16 protein-coding genes are annotated in these 16,639 nt (G+C 62.0%); 5 read left to right on the top strand and 11 right to left on the bottom strand.

The features are described from left to right. Positions 1-3 precede the first annotated feature (3 nt). The 4 genes from AXG89_RS11990 to AXG89_RS11975 form a co-directional block, all read right to left on the bottom strand. Positions 4-930, bottom strand: a complete 927-nt coding sequence (locus tag AXG89_RS11990; RefSeq protein ID WP_236873334.1) for a dihydrodipicolinate synthase family protein — start codon at positions 928-930, stop codon at positions 4-6. A gap of 25 nt (positions 931-955) precedes the next feature. After that, the gene (locus AXG89_RS11985) at positions 956-2,668 is read right to left on the bottom strand and encodes an IlvD/Edd family dehydratase (protein ID WP_062169793.1); all 1,713 of its coding nucleotides are present in this window, start codon (positions 2,666-2,668) and stop codon (positions 956-958) included. A gap of 24 nt (positions 2,669-2,692) precedes the next feature. Next, complete coding sequence (locus AXG89_RS11980; protein ID WP_062169792.1) at positions 2,693-3,436, bottom strand: FadR/GntR family transcriptional regulator; 744 nt, start codon at positions 3,434-3,436, stop codon at positions 2,693-2,695. Between the two features lie 250 nt (positions 3,437-3,686). Further along, positions 3,687-4,166: a glutathione peroxidase gene (locus AXG89_RS11975; RefSeq protein ID WP_061999136.1), complete on the bottom strand. Its 480-nt coding sequence runs from the start codon at positions 4,164-4,166 to the stop codon at positions 3,687-3,689. A 156-nt stretch (positions 4,167-4,322) separates the two neighbouring features. Here AXG89_RS11975 and AXG89_RS11970 point away from each other — a divergent pair, with 156 nt between their 5' ends. Next, the gene (locus tag AXG89_RS11970) at positions 4,323-6,257 is read left to right on the top strand and encodes an ATP-binding cassette domain-containing protein (protein ID WP_062169791.1); all 1,935 of its coding nucleotides are present in this window, start codon (positions 4,323-4,325) and stop codon (positions 6,255-6,257) included. 16 nt (positions 6,258-6,273) lie between these two features. Here the strand turns inward: AXG89_RS11970 and AXG89_RS11965 are convergent, their stop codons facing one another. The 3 genes from AXG89_RS11965 to alr form a co-directional block, all read right to left on the bottom strand. Continuing rightward, positions 6,274-6,585, bottom strand: a complete 312-nt coding sequence (locus AXG89_RS11965; protein WP_372237100.1) for a DUF2866 domain-containing protein — start codon at positions 6,583-6,585, stop codon at positions 6,274-6,276. A gap of 95 nt (positions 6,586-6,680) precedes the next feature. After that, entirely contained in the window at positions 6,681-8,069 is a 1,389-nt protein-coding gene (radA, locus tag AXG89_RS11960; protein WP_061999134.1) for a DNA repair protein RadA, read from the bottom strand. A gap of 41 nt (positions 8,070-8,110) precedes the next feature. Next, positions 8,111-9,181: an alanine racemase gene (gene alr, locus AXG89_RS11955; protein ID WP_061999133.1), complete on the bottom strand. Its 1,071-nt coding sequence runs from the start codon at positions 9,179-9,181 to the stop codon at positions 8,111-8,113. A 505-nt stretch (positions 9,182-9,686) separates the two neighbouring features. On the opposite strand from alr, the gene lplT reads away from it, so the two are divergent. The 4 genes from lplT to thiD all read left to right on the top strand — a co-directional run bounded on the left by lplT (position 9,687) and on the right by thiD (position 13,307). Next, positions 9,687-10,970: a lysophospholipid transporter LplT gene (lplT, locus tag AXG89_RS11950; RefSeq protein WP_062169790.1), complete on the top strand. Its 1,284-nt coding sequence runs from the start codon at positions 9,687-9,689 to the stop codon at positions 10,968-10,970. Between the two features lie 80 nt (positions 10,971-11,050). After that, the gene (thiM, locus tag AXG89_RS11945) at positions 11,051-11,863 is read left to right on the top strand and encodes a hydroxyethylthiazole kinase (protein ID WP_061999131.1); all 813 of its coding nucleotides are present in this window, start codon (positions 11,051-11,053) and stop codon (positions 11,861-11,863) included. A gap of 2 nt (positions 11,864-11,865) precedes the next feature. Then, on the top strand, positions 11,866-12,504 hold the full coding sequence (gene thiE, locus AXG89_RS11940; protein WP_062169789.1) for a thiamine phosphate synthase: 639 nt from the start codon (positions 11,866-11,868) through the stop codon (positions 12,502-12,504). Continuing rightward, positions 12,501-13,307 (top strand): bifunctional hydroxymethylpyrimidine kinase/phosphomethylpyrimidine kinase, encoded by an 807-nt coding sequence (thiD, locus tag AXG89_RS11935; protein WP_062169788.1) that lies wholly within the window; start codon positions 12,501-12,503, stop codon positions 13,305-13,307. The genes thiE and thiD overlap by 4 nt, the downstream gene beginning before the upstream one ends. Here the strand turns inward: thiD and AXG89_RS11930 are convergent. Genes AXG89_RS11930 through tsaB form a run of 4 tightly spaced genes read right to left on the bottom strand, consistent with a single transcriptional unit; the run spans position 13,294 to position 16,517 of the window. Then, complete coding sequence (locus AXG89_RS11930) at positions 13,294-14,208, bottom strand: DUF1853 family protein (protein ID WP_236873333.1); 915 nt, start codon at positions 14,206-14,208, stop codon at positions 13,294-13,296. The two genes, thiD and AXG89_RS11930, sit on opposite strands and share 14 nt — an antisense overlap. Further along, positions 14,205-15,215 carry a uracil-DNA glycosylase gene (locus tag AXG89_RS11925; protein ID WP_062169786.1) on the bottom strand — a complete coding sequence of 337 codons (1,011 nt, stop codon included), beginning with the start codon at positions 15,213-15,215 and terminating at the stop codon, positions 14,205-14,207. The genes AXG89_RS11930 and AXG89_RS11925 overlap by 4 nt, the downstream gene beginning before the upstream one ends. Continuing rightward, a complete protein-coding gene (gene rimI / locus AXG89_RS11920) occupies positions 15,202-15,696 on the bottom strand; it encodes a ribosomal protein S18-alanine N-acetyltransferase (protein WP_061999127.1) in 495 nt (164 codons plus the stop codon). Before rimI ends, AXG89_RS11925 begins: the two co-directional genes overlap by 14 nt. Then, a complete protein-coding gene (gene tsaB / locus AXG89_RS11915; RefSeq protein ID WP_062169785.1) occupies positions 15,693-16,517 on the bottom strand; it encodes a tRNA (adenosine(37)-N6)-threonylcarbamoyltransferase complex dimerization subunit type 1 TsaB in 825 nt (274 codons plus the stop codon). Before tsaB ends, rimI begins: the two co-directional genes overlap by 4 nt. Positions 16,518-16,639: the final 122 nt, after the last annotated feature.

The raw sequence follows: 16,639 nt of genomic DNA, 5'->3' as shown, positions 1-16,639 counted from the left end.
GCATTATCCCGCGTAGGGCCCAAGGCTGTCGGCAAAGCGCCGTGCACAATCGAGGCCGAAGGCCGTAGGCGCCATACCGCGATCGTGACTGACCTCAAACCCCATTCGCCATGCCGCAATGCGCTTGCCGTAACACGTTAGGGCATCGAGCGACTGCATCACGAAAACGATCGCCGGCAATACATCTTCGTAAAGCTGCTGCGCCTCAGCCGGATCGTGCTCGTAAGCCTGGAAAATGCTCACCTGATGATCGAAGCTGTCCGGCGCCACGATCATTCCAGCGCAGCCGGAGCGCAGGTTATCCAGCAACTCCTGTCCGCCGCGCCCGTTGAACACAGGCATGGCGCTGCCGGACCTGCGCAAGCATTCGATCGTGGCGTGCAGCACCGTCGCCGCGCCCTCGCCTTTCAACCACCGGAAGTTCGGACATTGCCGCGCAAGTTCCGCGATCGATTCCGGGGACAAACCCACGCCAAGATACTCCGGCGCATTCTGGATACCCGCACCGGCGGTATTGTTCAAACCGCTCATGACCGAAGCGAAGAAGTCGAAATAGAATCGCTCGGGCTGGGTGCGAGCCGACGGCGGTTGCAAGATCAGCCATTGCGCACCATGCGCGATGGCCCAGTTGCCAAACTCGATCTGCGTCTCAGGGGTCTCGCCTGTGACCGTCACGGCGAGCGGCACGCGCGAAGCGATGTCCTGATGCGCCCAATCCACGATCTGCTCGCGTTCGCTACGAGACAACCGCTGCACTTCGGTCGCGAGACCCAGCACCACGATGCCAGGCGCGCCCGCCGCGATGGTCCGCTCGATCTGAGTGCGCATTGCGTTGCGGTCGAGCTGGTTGCTGTGATCGAAATAAGCGTAGAGGACCGGCCATATGCCGGCCGGCGAGTTCGCAGGCAGTGTTGCGCGGGTCAATTCCATATGCGTGACTCCTTAAGGCTGTAGTTCAATGCGAGTCACGCGGCACGGGCGCGCCGCTTGCCCCGACCAGGAAATCGAGGTCCGCGCCCTGATCCGCCTGCAGCACATGATCGACGTAAAGTTTCACGTATCCACGCAGCGGAGATGCCGGTGTCCGCCACGCCGCCCGCCGCCGTTCGAGTTCTTCATCCGAAACCTCCAGGTGCAGCCGCCGCGCTTTGACATCGAGCTCGATCATGTCGCCGGTCTGCACGAACGCCAACGGACCTCCGGCAGCCGCTTCCGGCGACACATGCAGCACGACCGCGCCGTATGCAGTGCCGCTCATCCGGCCATCGGAGATGCGCACCATGTCGGTGATGCCCTTTTGAAGCACCTTTTTCGGCAGCGGCATATTGCCGACTTCGGCAAATCCCGGATAACCCTTCGGCCCCGCGCCCTTCAAGACCATCACGCAGTGCTCGTCGATATCGAGCGCTTCGTCGTCCACTTTCGCGTGCAGTTCTTCCACGTTCTCGAACACGATCGCCCGGCCACGATGCTTGAGCAAATGAGGCGTCGCCGCCGACGGCTTGATCACTGCGCCGTTTGGTGCGAGGTTTCCCTTCAGCACGGCAATGCCCGCTTTCTGCTTGAACGGCGCGGCGAACCGCGTGATGACCTTCTCGTCGTCATTGCGGGCGTTCGAGACGTTGTCCCAGATCGTCTTGCCGTTCACCGTAAGCGCGTCCTTGTGCAGCAAACCGTGTTCGCCCAGTTCCCTCAGGACGGCCGGCAAGCCGCCTGCATAGTAGAAGTCCTCCATCAGAAATTCGCCCGATGGCTGCAGGTTCACGAGGCATGGCACATCCGAACCGAGCTCCCAGTCCTCCAGTGTCAACGGCACACCAATGCGCTTTGCGAGCGCAATCAAATGCACCACGGCGTTGGTCGAGCCACCAATCGCCGCGTTCACGCGAATCGCATTTTCAAATGCTTCGCGTGTAAGGATCCGGTCCATCGTCAAGTCCTCGCGGACCATATCGACGATTCGCCGTCCGGCCATGTGCGCGAGCACCTGACGCCGGGCATCGACGGCAGGAATCGCCGCGTTGTGCGGCAGGCCCATGCCGAGCGATTCGACCATCGACGCCATCGTGGACGCCGTGCCCATGGTCATGCAATGGCCGCGCGAGCGGTTCATGCAGGACTCCGCTTCCGTGAATTCCTCCTGCGTCATCGTGCCCGCACGCACCTCTTCCGACATCTGCCATACGCCGGTTCCCGAACCAATCGGCTTGCCGCGATACCGGCCGTTGAGCATCGGTCCGCCGGAGACTGCGAGCGCCGGCAAATTGCAGGACGCCGCGCCCATCAGAAGCGCCGGCGTGGTCTTGTCGCAGCCCACGAGGAGGATCACGCCATCGAGCGGATTGCCGCGGATCGATTCCTCGACGTCCATTGAAGCGAGGTTGCGAAACAGCATTGCCGTGGGACGAAGGTTGGATTCGCCGAGCGACATCACGGGAAATTCGAGCGGCAATCCCCCGGCTTCGCGCACGCCACGCTTCACGTATTCGGCAAGTTCTCGAAAATGCGCGTTGCAGGGCGTCAACTCGGACCACGTGTTGCATACGCCGATGACAGGCCGTCCGTCGAAATTGTCGTGCGGGATGCCCTGGTTCTTCATCCACGAACGGTGAATGAAACCGTCTTTCCCGTGCGTGCCAAACCATTGTTGCGATCGAAGTTTGCGCATGATGTGTCTTGTTGAGGTTTAAGGTCACCGACCCGACAGCACGCCGTCTTGCTCCAGCGCGTCGAAGTCACGCCGCGTTGTGAGCAGCAGTCGCGTCATGGCCGCGTGTGCTTCGGCAGGATCGCGCCGGCGAATTGCCTCGAACACAGCACGATGCTGTTCCAGTGACGCCTGCGCCGACAGCGCGTGTTCTCCAGTAAGGCGAATCCCTGCACCCAGCGCCGCGCGGACCGTGCCGATCAATTGCGTGAACACCCAGTTGCCGGCCGCCGCAATGACGCCCGCATGAAACTCGACGTCTCCTGCGGCCCACAGCGCTCCGCGCGCACCATCCGCTTCGCTCGCCATCGCGGTCAACGCCTCTTCGATACAGGCGATATCGGCCGGCAAGGCCCGTTGCGCCGCCAACTCTGCCGCGCGTGGCTCGATCAACAGCCGCGCTTCCACCAAAGACTGGAAGAACGCGGCGTCGGTGACGCGCAACACTGCCAGGTCGAGCACGGATTCATCCAGCAGCTTCCAGTTATCGCGAGGAAGAACTGTCGCGCCTTTGCGCCGCCGGCTTTCGATCAATCCGAGCGATGCCAGTTTTTGCATCGCCTCCCGGGCTGCCGTACGGCTCACACCATGCGCGGCGGCAAGTTCATTCTCGTTTGGCAAGCTCGATCCGACCGGAAGGACGCCAGAAAGGATTGCATCCGCAAGGTGAACGACAATCGCCTCGTGCAGCTTCGTCATGGTCGGCGCGGCCGCCGATTCGGGTTTCATCGAAGAACTCGCTCAAGGTCAGTGGAATAAATCATACATAATTTAGCCTCAAGAAATTGTTATGTATGACATATTTCCACAATGAGCAGCACTTAACACGTCCAGCGCGATGGTTCGGATGTGACGAGGGAATCCCGACGCATGCACGGGTTCCGATCAATCTGCCGTTACTCGGAAAGCGCCGCCCGGACGGGCGTCGCCATGGAAAGAGGTGATGCGGTCGAATCGAAGTGTTCGACCGTACCCATGCTTAAAGCAGCTTTTCGATATCTCTGGACAGAGCATCAGGCTTCGTCACCGATCCGAACCGGTTGGTCACGTTGCCTTCCTTATCGACGAGAAACTTCGTGAAGTTCCACTTGATGCCCTCGGTTCCGAGCACACCCGGTGCTTCTTCAGTCAGATACCGAAACAGCGGATGCGCGTTCGCGCCGTTCACATCGACCTTGGCGAACATGGGAAACGTGACGCCGTAATTCTTCTCGCAGAAGCTGCCGATCTGCGCGGCGTCGCCCGGTTCCTGCTTCCCGAACTGATTGCACGGGAAACCCAGTACCGCGAAACCGCGGTCTTTATACCGGTCGTAGATTTCCTGCAAACCCTTGTACTGCGGGGTGAATCCGCACTCGCTCGCGGTATTCACGATCAACAGCACCTTGCCCTGGTATTGCTCCAGACTGGCTGTCTCGCCGCCCAGGGTTTCCGCCGAAAACGAGTAGATAGGGTTCATTCGAGTCTCCGCTTGAAAAAATCCAGTCTAAGCGAAACGCCAGGCAAAGAACATTCGGCCGAACGGCCAGCGAGGCGCCGGACATGAATGAGCACGTGGCGAGCAGCGGCGGCAGTCTAAAATAGCGTTTTCCCGTACTCGCCTGGGTCTCACGCCGTGATTCGCTTCAATCAGTTCAGCCTTGCCCGCGGCACGAAACCGCTCTTCGAACAGACCACGTTCACGCTCAATCCTGGCGAAAAGGCGGGGCTTGTCGGTGCAAACGGCGCAGGCAAATCCACGCTGTTCTCCGTTCTGCGCGGCGACCTGCACGCAGACGGCGGTGATTTTACGATGCCGCCGTCATGGCAAATCGCGCACGTCGCGCAGGATACGCCGGCGGTGGACCGCACCGCGCTCGATTACACGCTCGACGGAGACACGCAGCTTCGCAGCATCGAAGCGCGGATCGCGGCGGCATCAGCCGCTCACGACGGCGCTGCGGAAGGTGACGCGCACGCCGCGTTCGCCGATGCCGACGGCTACACCGCGCCCGCCCGCGCCGAGACGCTGCTGATTGGCCTGGGCTTTACGCTCGCGCAGACAAAGGATCCTGTCACGAGTTTTTCGGGCGGCTGGCGCATGCGCCTGAACCTTGCGCAGGCGCTGATGTGCCGTTCGGACCTGCTGCTCCTCGACGAACCCACGAACCACCTGGACCTCGATGCGATCATCTGGCTGGAAGACTGGCTGCATCGATACCCGGGGACGCTGATCGTGATTTCGCACGATCGCGAATTCCTCGATTCGGTGTGCAACGTCACGCTGCATCTGGAAAACCGGCAGATCAAGCGCTACGGCGGCAACTACAGTCAGTTCGAGATCCTCCGCGCGCAGCAAATGGCGTTGCAGCAAAGCGCATACGAGAAGCAGCAGAAGACGGTGGAGCATCTGCAGAGCTTCATCAACCGGTTCAAGGCGCAGGCAACCAAGGCGAAGCAGGCGCAAAGCCGCGTGAAAGCGCTCGAGCGCATGGAAATCATCGCGCCCGCGCATGCTTCTTCGCCCTTCACGTTCGAGTTCCGCACGCCTGACTCCGCGCCCAATCCGATGATGGTGATGGAAGGCGTGCGCTGCGGGTACCACACGGAAGCGGGCGACGTGCCGATCGTGGAAGGTGTCACGCTCTCCATTCAGAACGGCCAGCGCATCGGTCTGCTGGGCGCTAACGGCCAGGGCAAATCCACGCTGATCAAGACGCTCGCCGGGACACTGGAAGCGCTCAGCGGGACCGTGCGCGAAGGCAAGGGCTTGCGGATCGGCTATTTTGCGCAGCATCAGCTCGAAACCCTGCGTCCGGATGACTCCGCCTTGCAGCACGTCGCCCGTCTCGCGCCCGATACCCGCGAACAGGAACTGCGCGACTTCCTGGGTGGATTCAATTTCTCGGGCGAGATGGCGACCGCGAAGATCGCCCCGTTCTCCGGCGGGGAAAAAGCGCGCCTGGCACTCGCGTTGATCATCTGGCAAAAGCCGAATCTGCTTCTCCTCGATGAACCAACGAACCATCTCGACCTCGAAACACGGCACGCCCTGACCATGGCGCTGGCGCAATTCGAGGGGACGCTGATCCTGGTTTCGCACGATCGCCACTTGCTGCGCGCGACCACGGACACGTTCATGCTGGTGGCAAAACACCGCCTTCAGCCCTTTGACGGCGACCTCGACGATTATCGTGACTGGCTGCTCCAGCACGCGGCCGAGCAGCGCGCGGCCGCCAAGGATGCCGGCAGTGACAGCGCGGACGACACGCTCGATTCGGGGCAGAACCGCAAGGAACAGCGCAGGCTGGAAGCGCAAGAGCGCCAGAAACTCTCGCACTTGAAGAAACCGCTGCAGTCGCGGATTTCGAAGATCGAGAAGGAGATGGACAAGCTGAACGCCGAGAAGGCGCAACTGGATGCGTTCGTAGCCGATGCCGCGAGCTACGAGCCGTCAATGAAATCCAAGCTGACCGAGTCGATTCGCCGTCAGGCCGACGTGAACATCAAACTCGAAGCGCTGGAAGCGCAATGGCTCGAGGCACACGAAGAACTCGAGCAGATCGGCTGACTTGAGTGAGTCCAGGCTAACGCCGTGGCAAGGTTTGCCTCGGCATGCCTTCGTCGTCGTGCAGCACGTGCTTGCGGCCCTTTACGTGGCAGCGGATCGTTGCCACGACCTCGTCCTCAGTCACGTTTTCCGCCACCACGCGGCGGGAGATCTGCCCTTCCGCATCGATCCATTCGACGATTCTGCAGCCACCGCCCCACGGTTGCGGGATAGGTGCTGACACCCGGCAGCCACGCAGATGAAATGATGGGGCTGACGAAGTTTGATTTGCGTGTTTCAAGGCGTCGTCCTTTTCCGCTCGTATCGGGGTTTGTCGCGATAGAAGCATAGAAAAAGGACGCGCCACGTGGGTTACAGGGACTGCACCGATTTTTACGCCACATTACGAAAGGGCCCGATCCCGATCGCGAGTCTTTCGCAAAATCAGTCGAACGCACGCGCCCGGTCGATTGCTTCTTCGATCCGGTCCACGGCGATCACTTCCAGTCCGTCGATAGGCTGTTTCGGCGCGTTCGCCTTCGGAATCAGCGCGATCGAAAAACCGAGCTTGGCCGCTTCCTTCAGCCGGTCCTGACCACGCGGCGATGGCCGGATTTCGCCCGCAAGACCCACCTCGCCGAACACGATCAAGCCCTTGGGCAACGGCTTGTTGCGCAGGGATGACTGAATGGCCAGCAGCACGGCCAGGTCGGCGGCGGGTTCTGTGATCTTCACACCGCCGACTGCGTTCAGGAACACGTCCTGATCGAAGCAGGCAATTCCCGCATGCCGATGCAACACCGCCAGCAGCAATGCCAGCCGGTTCTGCTCCAGTCCCACGGCAAGGCGTCGCGGATTCGGCACGTGGGCGGTATCGACCAGTGCTTGTACCTCCACCAGCAGCGGCCGCGATCCCTCTTGGGTGACGAGCACGCAGGACCCCGGCACGCTCTGCTCATGCTGCGATAAAAACAGCGCCGATGGATTCGCCACGCCACGCAGACCGCGCTCGGTCATTGCGAATACACCAAGCTCGTTGACCGCGCCGAACCGGTTCTTGAACGCGCGCACGAGCCGGAACGACGAATGGGTATCGCCTTCGAAGTACAGCACGGTATCGACGATATGTTCCAGCACGCGAGGTCCGGCGAGATTGCCCTCTTTCGTCACGTGACCGACCATGATGATGGCCGTCCCGGTCTGCTTGGCGATCCGCGTCAGTTGCGCCGCGCATTCGCGCACCTGTGCAACCGATCCGGGTGCCGAAGTCAGCGCTTCGGAATAAACCGTCTGAATGGAATCGATGACCGCCACTTCCGGCCGTTCGGCATCGATGGTTGCCTGGATCCGCTCAAGCTGGATTTCCGCGAGCAGGCGCAAATCGGGCGCCGCGTTACCCGAATCGCCGAGCAAGCCGAGCCGTTGGGCGCGCAATGCGATCTGCGCGCCGGATTCTTCGCCACTGATGTAAAGCGCGGGCCGTTCACGCGCGATTTCCGCGAGCGATTGCAGCAACAGCGTCGACTTGCCGATGCCCGGATCGCCCCCGATCAACACCACGCCGCCCGCGACCAGACCGCCGCCCAGCACGCGATCGAACTCGCCGATACCCGTTGTGAAGCGCGGCACATCCGACGCTTCGATTTCCGACAAACGCTGCACAGGCGATGTCTTCGCCAGCGCCTGGAAGCGATGCGCCGACGGCGACTCCGCCACCGACTCCACCAGCGTATTCCACGCGCCGCAAGCCGGGCACTGGCCCTGCCATTTCGGCGCTTGCCCGCCGCATTCCGTGCATACGTAAAGCGTTTTAACCTTCGCTACTTTCGCCACTCGCCTTCCTGGGTTTCATCGTTACACACACAAACTTGCTGTTATTCAGCCCGCATCGGCACACGTTGCGCGACCGCGCACATCAGCTCGTAGCCGACCGTGCCGCACGCGGCGGCAACGTCATCGACAGGCAGCTTCGCACCCCACATTTCCACATGCGTTCCGATGCCGGCCGTCGGCACCGGCGTCAGGTCCACCGTGATCATGTCCATGGAGACGCGCCCGACAATGCGCGTGAGCACGCCATCCACAATGACAGGCGTGCCTTCCGGCGCGCAACGAGGATAACCGTCCGCATAACCGCACGCCACTACGCCAATGCGCATAGGCGAAGTGACGGAAAACGACGAACCATAGCCCACCGTCTGCCCTGCCGCCACGGTCTGCACGGCGATCAGTTCGGACGCGAACGTCATGGCCGGCTTCAGGCCGATATTCGCGACGTCCTCGGTCCTGCCCGACGGCGACGCGCCATACAGCATGATCCCCGGGCGCACCCAGTCGAAATGCGATCCGGCGTGCCAGAGCACGGCTGCCGAATTCGCCAGGCTGCGCGTGCCGGCAATGCCCTCGGCACCGCGCTCGAACGCTTCCATCTGATGGTCGATGCCGCGAGGACCATCGGCATCGGAGAAATGGGTCATCAACGTGATCTGGCCAATGCCCTGCACCGCCCGCGCCCGTTCCCATGCGGCGCGAAAACGCTCGGGCGCGTAGCCCAGGCGGTTCATGCCCGTATTCATCTTCAGCTGGATATTCACCGGTTTCGACAAGCGCGCCATTTCGAGCATGCGTAACTGTTCGTCGCAATGAACGCCGGTTGTGAGGCTGTACCGGTCGATTACATCGATATCTGTCGGACGAAAAAAGCCTTCCAGCAGGAGAATCGGGCCGGCCCAGCCGAGTTCACGCAACTTGACCGCTTCCTCTAGGTCAAGAAGACCGAAACCATCGGTTGCACGCAATCCGGGGAACGCTCGCGCCAATCCGTGGCCATAAGCATTGGCCTTGACGACGGCCCATATCTTGGATTTCGGCGCATGCGCCCGTGCGATGGCCAGGTTGCTGGCGAGTGCGGCAGTGTGGACAGTAGCGGATAAGGGGCGCGGCATGGAAGGTTCGGTTGGATGAACGGGGAATTCCGCGAAAGCTGGCCGTCGTCGCGGACGGGGCATTTTCAAGGTCGGCGCGGTAACAGCGGACTGTGTTCCGACTGCGCTGGCGCGGTGGCAAACCGCCGCGCTGCGGTTGCACGAGAGACTTCGTACAGAAGACCTGTCAGCTCGCCGATGAACTTAAGACCGCGAACCCGGCACGAAATTCGAAAAGAACACATGTTTCGAATCAATACTTTATCGTCACCCTGATGCCAGCCGATGTTGCGGCACGCATGTCACATGAGCGCCAGGGGACTGTCATGGAGGTTACTGCTAGTCAGAATGCGCCTATTTTCGTGTTATAAAGCCGTGCACACAACCCATTTCAAACAGAAATTGCCTGAACGGGAGCCTGAGCGCGAACCCGGACGCGAAAGACGAGCGCGCCGTGCGGAAACGGGGCGGATCACCCGCAGTGCGGACTAGCATCGGATCAGATGAAAAAGGTTTTTACACCATCATGGCCGCGCAGTTTTTCTCGTCGCTGGCCGACAACGCCCTTCTGATCGCTGCGATCGCCCTGCTGAAAGATCTTCACGCCCCGAACTGGATGACGCCGCTGCTCAAGCTGTTCTTTGTGCTGTCATACGTAGTTCTGGCTGCTTTCGTAGGTGCCTTCGCCGACTCACGGCCGAAGGGTCACGTGATGTTCGTCACCAACTCCATCAAGGTAGTCGGCTGCCTGACCATGCTGATCGGCGCGCACCCGCTGCTGGCGTATGGCATTGTCGGTTTCGGCGCGGCCGCGTACTCGCCCGCGAAGTACGGCATTCTCACCGAACTGCTGCCTGCCGACCGTCTGGTCGCGGCCAACGGATGGATTGAAGGGACGACGGTCGGGTCGATCATTCTCGGCACGGTCATGGGCGGTGCGCTGATCAGTCCGCATATAGCGTCGCACATACTTTCGCTACATATTCCCAAGGTCGATACGCCCGCCGAAGCGGCCATGCTCGTGATCGTGTTCATGTACATCGTCGCCGCGATCTTCAATCTGCGGATCCCCGATACCGGCGCACGTTATCCGAAGCAGGAACATCGCCCGATCAAACTCATCACCGACTTCGCCGATTGTTTCAATGCGCTCTGGCACGACAAGCTCGGGCAGATCTCTTTGGCCGTGACCACGCTGTTCTGGGGCGCGGGCGCGACCTTGCAGTTCATCGTGCTGAAGTGGGCGGAAGTGTCGCTCGGCATGTCACTGTCGGAGGCGGCGATTCTCCAGGCGATCATCGCGGTCGGAGTGGCCGTGGGTGCAATTCTCGCGGCGGCGCGCGTGCCGCTGAAGAAGTCACTGTCGGTGCTGCCGGTTGGCATCATGATGGGCGTCGCGGTGATGCTGCTCGCGTTCTATTCGAAGCATCTCTTCCCGGTGCACTGGGGCATCTATTTTGGTCGCATGCACCTTCCGGGTTACCTGATCGTCGCGTATATCTTCCTGATGATCGTCGGCGGCCTGTCGGGCTTTTTCGTGGTGCCGATGAACGCGCTGCTGCAACATCGCGGACACGTGCTGCTTTCGGCCGGGCATTCGATCGCGGTGCAGAACTTCAACGAGAATCTTTCGGTGCTCGTGATGTTGTGCCTGTATGCCGTGCTCGTCTGGCTCGATGTACCGATTCAATTCGTGATCGTGCTGTTCGGCACCTTTGTCTGCCTGATGATGTACTTCGTCATGCGGCGGCATCAGGCCAATCAGCGCGCGTTCGATTCGGTCGCGCTGATCGGCGAATCACGCCACTGAACCCGGCCGAACCCGGCACGACGCGAGCGAAGCCGGACGCGCGATAATCGGGCTATCCATTTCTCTTCACGCCAGACTCCATGCTCGCCGCCGATCTCTTTTCGTTCGCAAACCGCGTGCGCGAACGCGCGCCGCTCGTCCATTGCCTGACGAATCTCGTTGTCACGAATTTTACGGCCAACGTGCTGCTCGCGATCGGCGCAGCGCCGGCGATGGTCGTCGCGCGCGAGGAAGTCAGCCAGTTTGCGCCGATGGCGAACGCGGTATCGGTGAATCTCGGCACGCTCGACCTGCCGCAAAGCCGCGCGATCCGCGCCGCCGTCGATGCCGCCAACGGCGCGCACAAGCCTTGGATCCTCGATCCGGTCGCGGTCGGCCCGCTGAGCTTTCGCACTGAATTCGCGCTCGATCTGCTCAATGCACAACCCGCCGTGATTCGTGGCAACGCGTCTGAGATCATCAGCCTGTCGGGCGGCGCGTCGAGCGGACGCGGCGTGGACAGCACGGCCCTGGCCGAAAGTGCGCTCGATGCAGCCCAGATCCTCGCGCTGAAAACGGGCGCGATCGTGGCCGTGACGGGTGCGACCGATTACATCACCGATGGCCGGCGGACTGTGGCGTTATCGAACGGATCGGTCTTGATGACGCGCGTGACGGGCGTCGGGTGCGCGTTATCGGCGACGGTGGCAGCATTCGTGGGCGTAGCCGTAGCTGACGAGTTCTGGGCCGCGACCCTGGCCGCCGTCGCGTATTCGAGCATTGCCGGCGAACTCGCCGCCCGCGACGCAGCGTTACCCGGCAGCTTTGCAGTCGCGTATCTGGACAGGCTGGCATCGCTTGCTGAAGACGCGTTCGCCGCCACGCTCGTCCAGCGCGATATCCCGGCCGCCTGAATATGAACCTCGATCTCTCGCTTTATCTCGTGCTCGACCCTGTGCAGTGCGGCGGACATGCGGGCTCGCTCGCCATCGCGCAAGCCGCGCTTGAAGGCGGCGTCACGATCGTGCAACTGCGCGCGCCGCAATGGCACAAGCGCGCGTGGCTCGCGCTCGCCTCGGATCTGCTGCCGATCACGCGCCAGTTTGCCGTGCCGCTGATCATCAACGATCACATCGATGTCGCGCTCGCCTGCGGCGCCGATGGCGTGCATATCGGGCAGAAGGATCTGCCGCCAGCGGTTGCCCGGAAGCTGCTCGGACCGCGTGCGCTGATCGGTCTGTCGGTATCGGATGAACGCGAAGTCGATGACGCCAATCCGCTCGGCACGATGATCGATTACGTCGGCGTCGGACCCGTGTTCGACACCCCCACGAAGCCGGATGCATCGGCGGCGCTGGGTATAGAAGGGTTTGCGGCGCTGTGTGCGCGGTCGTTGCATCCGACGGTGGCTATCGGCGGCATCCAGTTGAGCAACGCCGGGCATGTCAAACGCGCAAAACCGGGCGGAATCGCGGTGGTATCGGCGATCTGCAAGGCCGCCGATCCACGTCTCGCCGCGCAGCAATTGCGCGCTGAAAATTCCCGGACATCATGACCCATTCGATCCCCAACGTTCTCACCATCGCCGGTTCCGACTCGGGCGGCGGTGCGGGTATCCAGGCCGACCTGAAGGCGTTTTCGGCGCTCGGCGCATATGGTTTGTCGGTGATCACCGCCCTTACCGCGCAAAACACGCGCGGCGTGACGGCGATCCACACGCCGGATGCGTCGTTCGTCACGGCGCAACTGGACGCTGTTTTCGACGATATCCGTATCGATGCCGTGAAGATCGGCATGCTCGCCAACGCCGATGTGGTGCGCGCGGTTGCGATAGCGTTGCGTCGATACCAACCGGCGCATGTCGTGCTCGACACGGTCATGATTTCCAAGAGTCATCATGCGTTGCTCGCACCGGAAGCCGTCGCCGCGTTACGCGATGAATTATTGCCGCTGGCCACCATCGTCACGCCGAACCTGCCGGAAGCGGCGGCGCTATTGAACGACGTGTCAGCGGAAGACGAAGAAACAATGGTGCGCCAGGGCGAAGCGCTGCGGGCGATGGGTGCGAAGGCCGTGCTGATGAAAGGCGGCCATCTGAGCGCCCCCGACAGTCCCGACTGGCTCATCGAGGCAAGTGGTTCGCTACGGCTGTGCGGTCCGCGCGTGCCGGTGAAAAACACGCATGGGACGGGATGCACGTTGTCGTCGTCGATCGCCGCGTTATTGCCGCAGCGCGACTCGCTCGCCGCCGCAACCGCCGATGCCAAGCTTTATCTGACCGGCGCGATCGAACAGAGCGCGCGACTCGAAGTCGGGCACGGCGTCGGGCCTGTGCATCATTTCTTCAAGTGGTGGTGAGGCGCGCATAACGCAGCGCGCGTTCGGGCCATTCATCCGGCACGATAAAACCACGCGAGCGCTCGCGCCAGATATCGCCGGCGCTCCGGTCGTAATTTGCGACCATGGTCGGCGATGTCAGCGCGCCGGCATCGAAGGTCAGCGTTCCGGCTTCTTCGTTCGACAACGACCGTTCCGCCAGCCACGCAAGTCTCGGCACAACGGCAAAGGCCTCGTCTCCTTTCGACTCCTGCCACTCCGATACCGTCATCCACCAGCCGCGCAAATGATCGTCGGCGAGTTCGGGGGGCAGCGTCGGCGCGGCGCATTGTCGATAAAACAGCCTGCCCTTGACGAACAGTTCAGCGCGCCACGGTCCTTCGAATCCGAGCGATGCGAATTCATCGCGCGCGCTCAAACCGAGTTGATGATGCAAGAGCCGGTCATGCTTCAGGTCGAAGCGATCCTGCAGATTGGGTCCGACATAATCGGATAACGCGGCCGCACCCTCGCCGATATGCAGATAGAACTTCACGGCAAGCTCCCAATGCAGACGTTCGCGCCGGGCGTTGTGCAAGAGGAAATCGACCTCGCCGAGGGTCTGCCCTGCTGCGCGCAACGGCACGTTGGCGGCGATCAGCCGTGCATTGGGTCCATGCGTCAAAAAGTATTCGAGCAAGGCCTCGGCATAGAGACCGAGCCGTCTCAGCGACGGTTTGCGGACCAGCGCGTGAAGCGCTTCGGGATTGTCATCGAGCGCTTCGAGCCAGCCTGAAACGGCTGCGCGCTTATCGCTTTCGACAGGACACGCCAGCGGCGCGCCCGCATGTGACGCGCTCAGCAAGTCAGGTGAGAACAGTAGCCACGCGAGATCCCGGACGGCAGCATCGTTGAATCGCGCAACCGCGCCGGCGAAGCTCACGCGCCGTTCGCCACCTTCAGCGACTCGCGATAAGTCGCCTGAGCGAGGCATAGGTCGGCCCACGCCTTGGCTTTGTCGGGCAAGCTGCGCAGCAGATACGCGGGGTGATACGTCACGATGACCGGCACGCCCTCATAGTCATGCACCCGCCCGCGCAGCGACGCAATGCTCGCCTCGGTCTTCAGCAGACTTTGCGCCGCGAAACGTCCCAGCGCGACGATCAGCTTTGGCTTCACCAGTGCGACCTGACGCTTCAGATACGGCTCGCAACGCGCGACTTCATCGAGTTCAGGATTACGGTTGCCGGGCGGGCGGCACTTGATCACGTTCGCGATAAACACATTGTCTTCACGCGATAACGCCACCGCATGCAACATGCTGTCGAGCAGCTTGCCCGCCTGCCCGACGAACGGCTCCCCTAGCTTGTCCTCGTTTTCGCCCGGTGCTTCGCCGATCAGCATCCAGTCGGCATCACGGTCGCCCACGCCGAAAACCGAGTTCGTGCGCCGCTCGCATAACTTGCAGCGCTCGCAAACGGAGACGCGGGCGGCAAGCGTGTCCCAGTCGAGGGACGCAATGTCGTTCGCGGTTTCATCGATGGCTTCCGGTTCGGGCGGCATGTGTTGCGGAAGATCGTCGATCCACGGAATGTCATCGAAGGCAGGCGGTTCCTGCGGATCGGACTTCGCCACCACCGGCGCTTCTGACGCTTCTGGCGTTTCTCGCGCTTCTCGCGTTTCTCGTGCAACGTTTCGGCTCTTTTGCGCCGCGGAAAGCACGGCATCGAGCGCGGTCAAGGTCTCGCTGGCGCTACGCTGCGGCGCGCCCGGCGCGGCGCGCTCGAGTTCAGCAAGTTCAGCCGCCGCTGCGCGGTTCAACGGAACGGCTGTCGATCTTTCGGGCGCGACTGCATCGGGTTCCACAGCCGTTTCGACCGGCTGCGTTCCCCGCCTCACCCAGATAGTCCCGAGTCCAAACTCGTCGAGCATCGACTTATGCAGCGCCATCGGCGGCCTCCCTTGAAAACGTCAGGCGCATGACAAGCGCATCCTCGCGCGAACGATGCCGCGCCGGGTAATAGTTCTTCCGACGCCCGATGGTCATAAATCCGAAGCGCTCGTAAAGCCATATGGCGCGCGGGTTCGAGGGCCGCACTTCCAGCAGCACGCCATCGAGCTTCTGGTGCTTCGAAATGCGCACCGCTTCGCGCAACAGCGTCAGCCCGGCGCCCGCATGTTGTGCTTGCGGCGCGACGCAAAGATTCAGCAGATGCATTTCATCGACGACCGGCATGAGCACGCAATAACCGAGCAACGTGCCGGTGACGTGGCGCAGACACACGCCGAAGTAGCCATTGCGCAGCGAATCCTGGAAATTGCCGCGGCTCCACGGAAATTCATACGCAATCTTTTCGATGGCGGCGACTTCATCGAGATCGGCCTCCGTCATGGGAGACAGATAGCGATCGGCGAGCAACACGCCGCTCACCGTAACGGCTCCGCGGCGGAAGCGGCCTGGGAATCCAGTTGAGCGGCGGCGTCTTTGGCTGCCCGCGCGTCCATGCGCTCGGCCGTGGTTTGCGCGACCTTGTTGCGCACATATTCCGGCGCAGCCTGGTCCGGCGCGACCGTGCGGCCGTCGCGAAACGCGCGGAGGCCGGCGAGCGCGACAGGCAAGGCATGGGGAAGCGCATCGAAGTCGACTCGGCATGCGGCCGATTGCTGGAGCGATAAAACATCGCCGAATGCGGCGGCTGCATTGCCCGCAAGCACGAACGGAACATCGGGCGCCGCAATCGCGCCAGGAACATCCAGCGATGCCGCCTGGATCGTGACCCATTCGTTCGTGGCGTCGCCCCAGCGGAAATCTGCCCAGTACGCCTCGTTCATGCGGGCGTCGAGTGCTGCGAGCACGCGTGTGACCGCTGGATCATGCAGCCGCGCGAACTCGGCGCACGCAAGCAAGGTTCCGATTGGGACAACCGGCACACTCAAACCGAACGCGAGCCCCTGCGCCACGCCTGTTGCCGTACGCAAGCCCGTGAACGATCCCGGCCCGGCGCCAAAGGCGATCGCGCTGCAATCGGCGAGCTTAAGACCTGCTTCATCGAACAGTTCGCGGATAGCGGGCAGCAAACGCGTGCTGGAGACCGGCCCGGTCATTTCATGGCTGAACCAGACGCGGATTTCGCCGGAAACATGGTGCGGAGGGTTTCGATATGCCGAGTCGGCCGCCGGACCGGCGACCAGCAGCGCGACCGAGCAGAATTCGGTCGATGTATCGAGAGCGAGCAAAACGGTACGTGTCATAGCCGCTATTGTAATGCGTGGCGTCGGCGTCGAAGGGTGCGTGAGTGCCTGCTCACGCCGGTTCCTGGTAATTCCCTCTGCGACGATTTTGGAATAAACCTTCGAAATCTGCTTTGAGTACG

Origin of the sequence: Burkholderia sp. PAMC 26561 (genome assembly GCF_001557535.2) — a bacterium.
Lineage (GTDB): Bacteria > Pseudomonadota > Gammaproteobacteria > Burkholderiales > Burkholderiaceae > Caballeronia.
This window is presented reverse-complemented; position numbering and strand designations above follow the sequence as displayed.

Bases quoted from the DNA above. Each gene is read 5' to 3' on its own strand.
- tsaB (WP_062169785.1), bottom strand. From the start codon at position 16,517: ATGACACGTACCGTTTTGCTCGCTCTCGATACATCGACCGAATTCTGC.
- AXG89_RS11985 (WP_062169793.1), bottom strand. From the start codon at position 2,668: ATGCGCAAACTTCGATCGCAACAATGGTTTGGCACGCACGGGAAAGAC.
- AXG89_RS11980 (WP_062169792.1), bottom strand. From the start codon at position 3,436: ATGAAACCCGAATCGGCGGCCGCGCCGACCATGACGAAGCTGCACGAG.
- alr (WP_061999133.1), bottom strand. From the start codon at position 9,181: ATGCCGCGCCCCTTATCCGCTACTGTCCACACTGCCGCACTCGCCAGC.
- AXG89_RS11990 (WP_236873334.1), bottom strand. From the start codon at position 930: ATGGAATTGACCCGCGCAACACTGCCTGCGAACTCGCCGGCCGGCATA.
- AXG89_RS11925 (WP_062169786.1), bottom strand. From the start codon at position 15,215: ATGGCGCTGCATAAGTCGATGCTCGACGAGTTTGGACTCGGGACTATC.
- thiD (WP_062169788.1), top strand. From the start codon at position 12,501: ATGACCCATTCGATCCCCAACGTTCTCACCATCGCCGGTTCCGACTCG.
- AXG89_RS11965 (WP_372237100.1), bottom strand. From the start codon at position 6,585: ATGCTTCTATCGCGACAAACCCCGATACGAGCGGAAAAGGACGACGCC.
- lplT (WP_062169790.1), top strand. From the start codon at position 9,687: ATGGCCGCGCAGTTTTTCTCGTCGCTGGCCGACAACGCCCTTCTGATC.
- AXG89_RS11975 (WP_061999136.1), bottom strand. From the start codon at position 4,166: ATGAACCCTATCTACTCGTTTTCGGCGGAAACCCTGGGCGGCGAGACA.
- thiM (WP_061999131.1), top strand. From the start codon at position 11,051: ATGCTCGCCGCCGATCTCTTTTCGTTCGCAAACCGCGTGCGCGAACGC.
- thiE (WP_062169789.1), top strand. From the start codon at position 11,866: ATGAACCTCGATCTCTCGCTTTATCTCGTGCTCGACCCTGTGCAGTGC.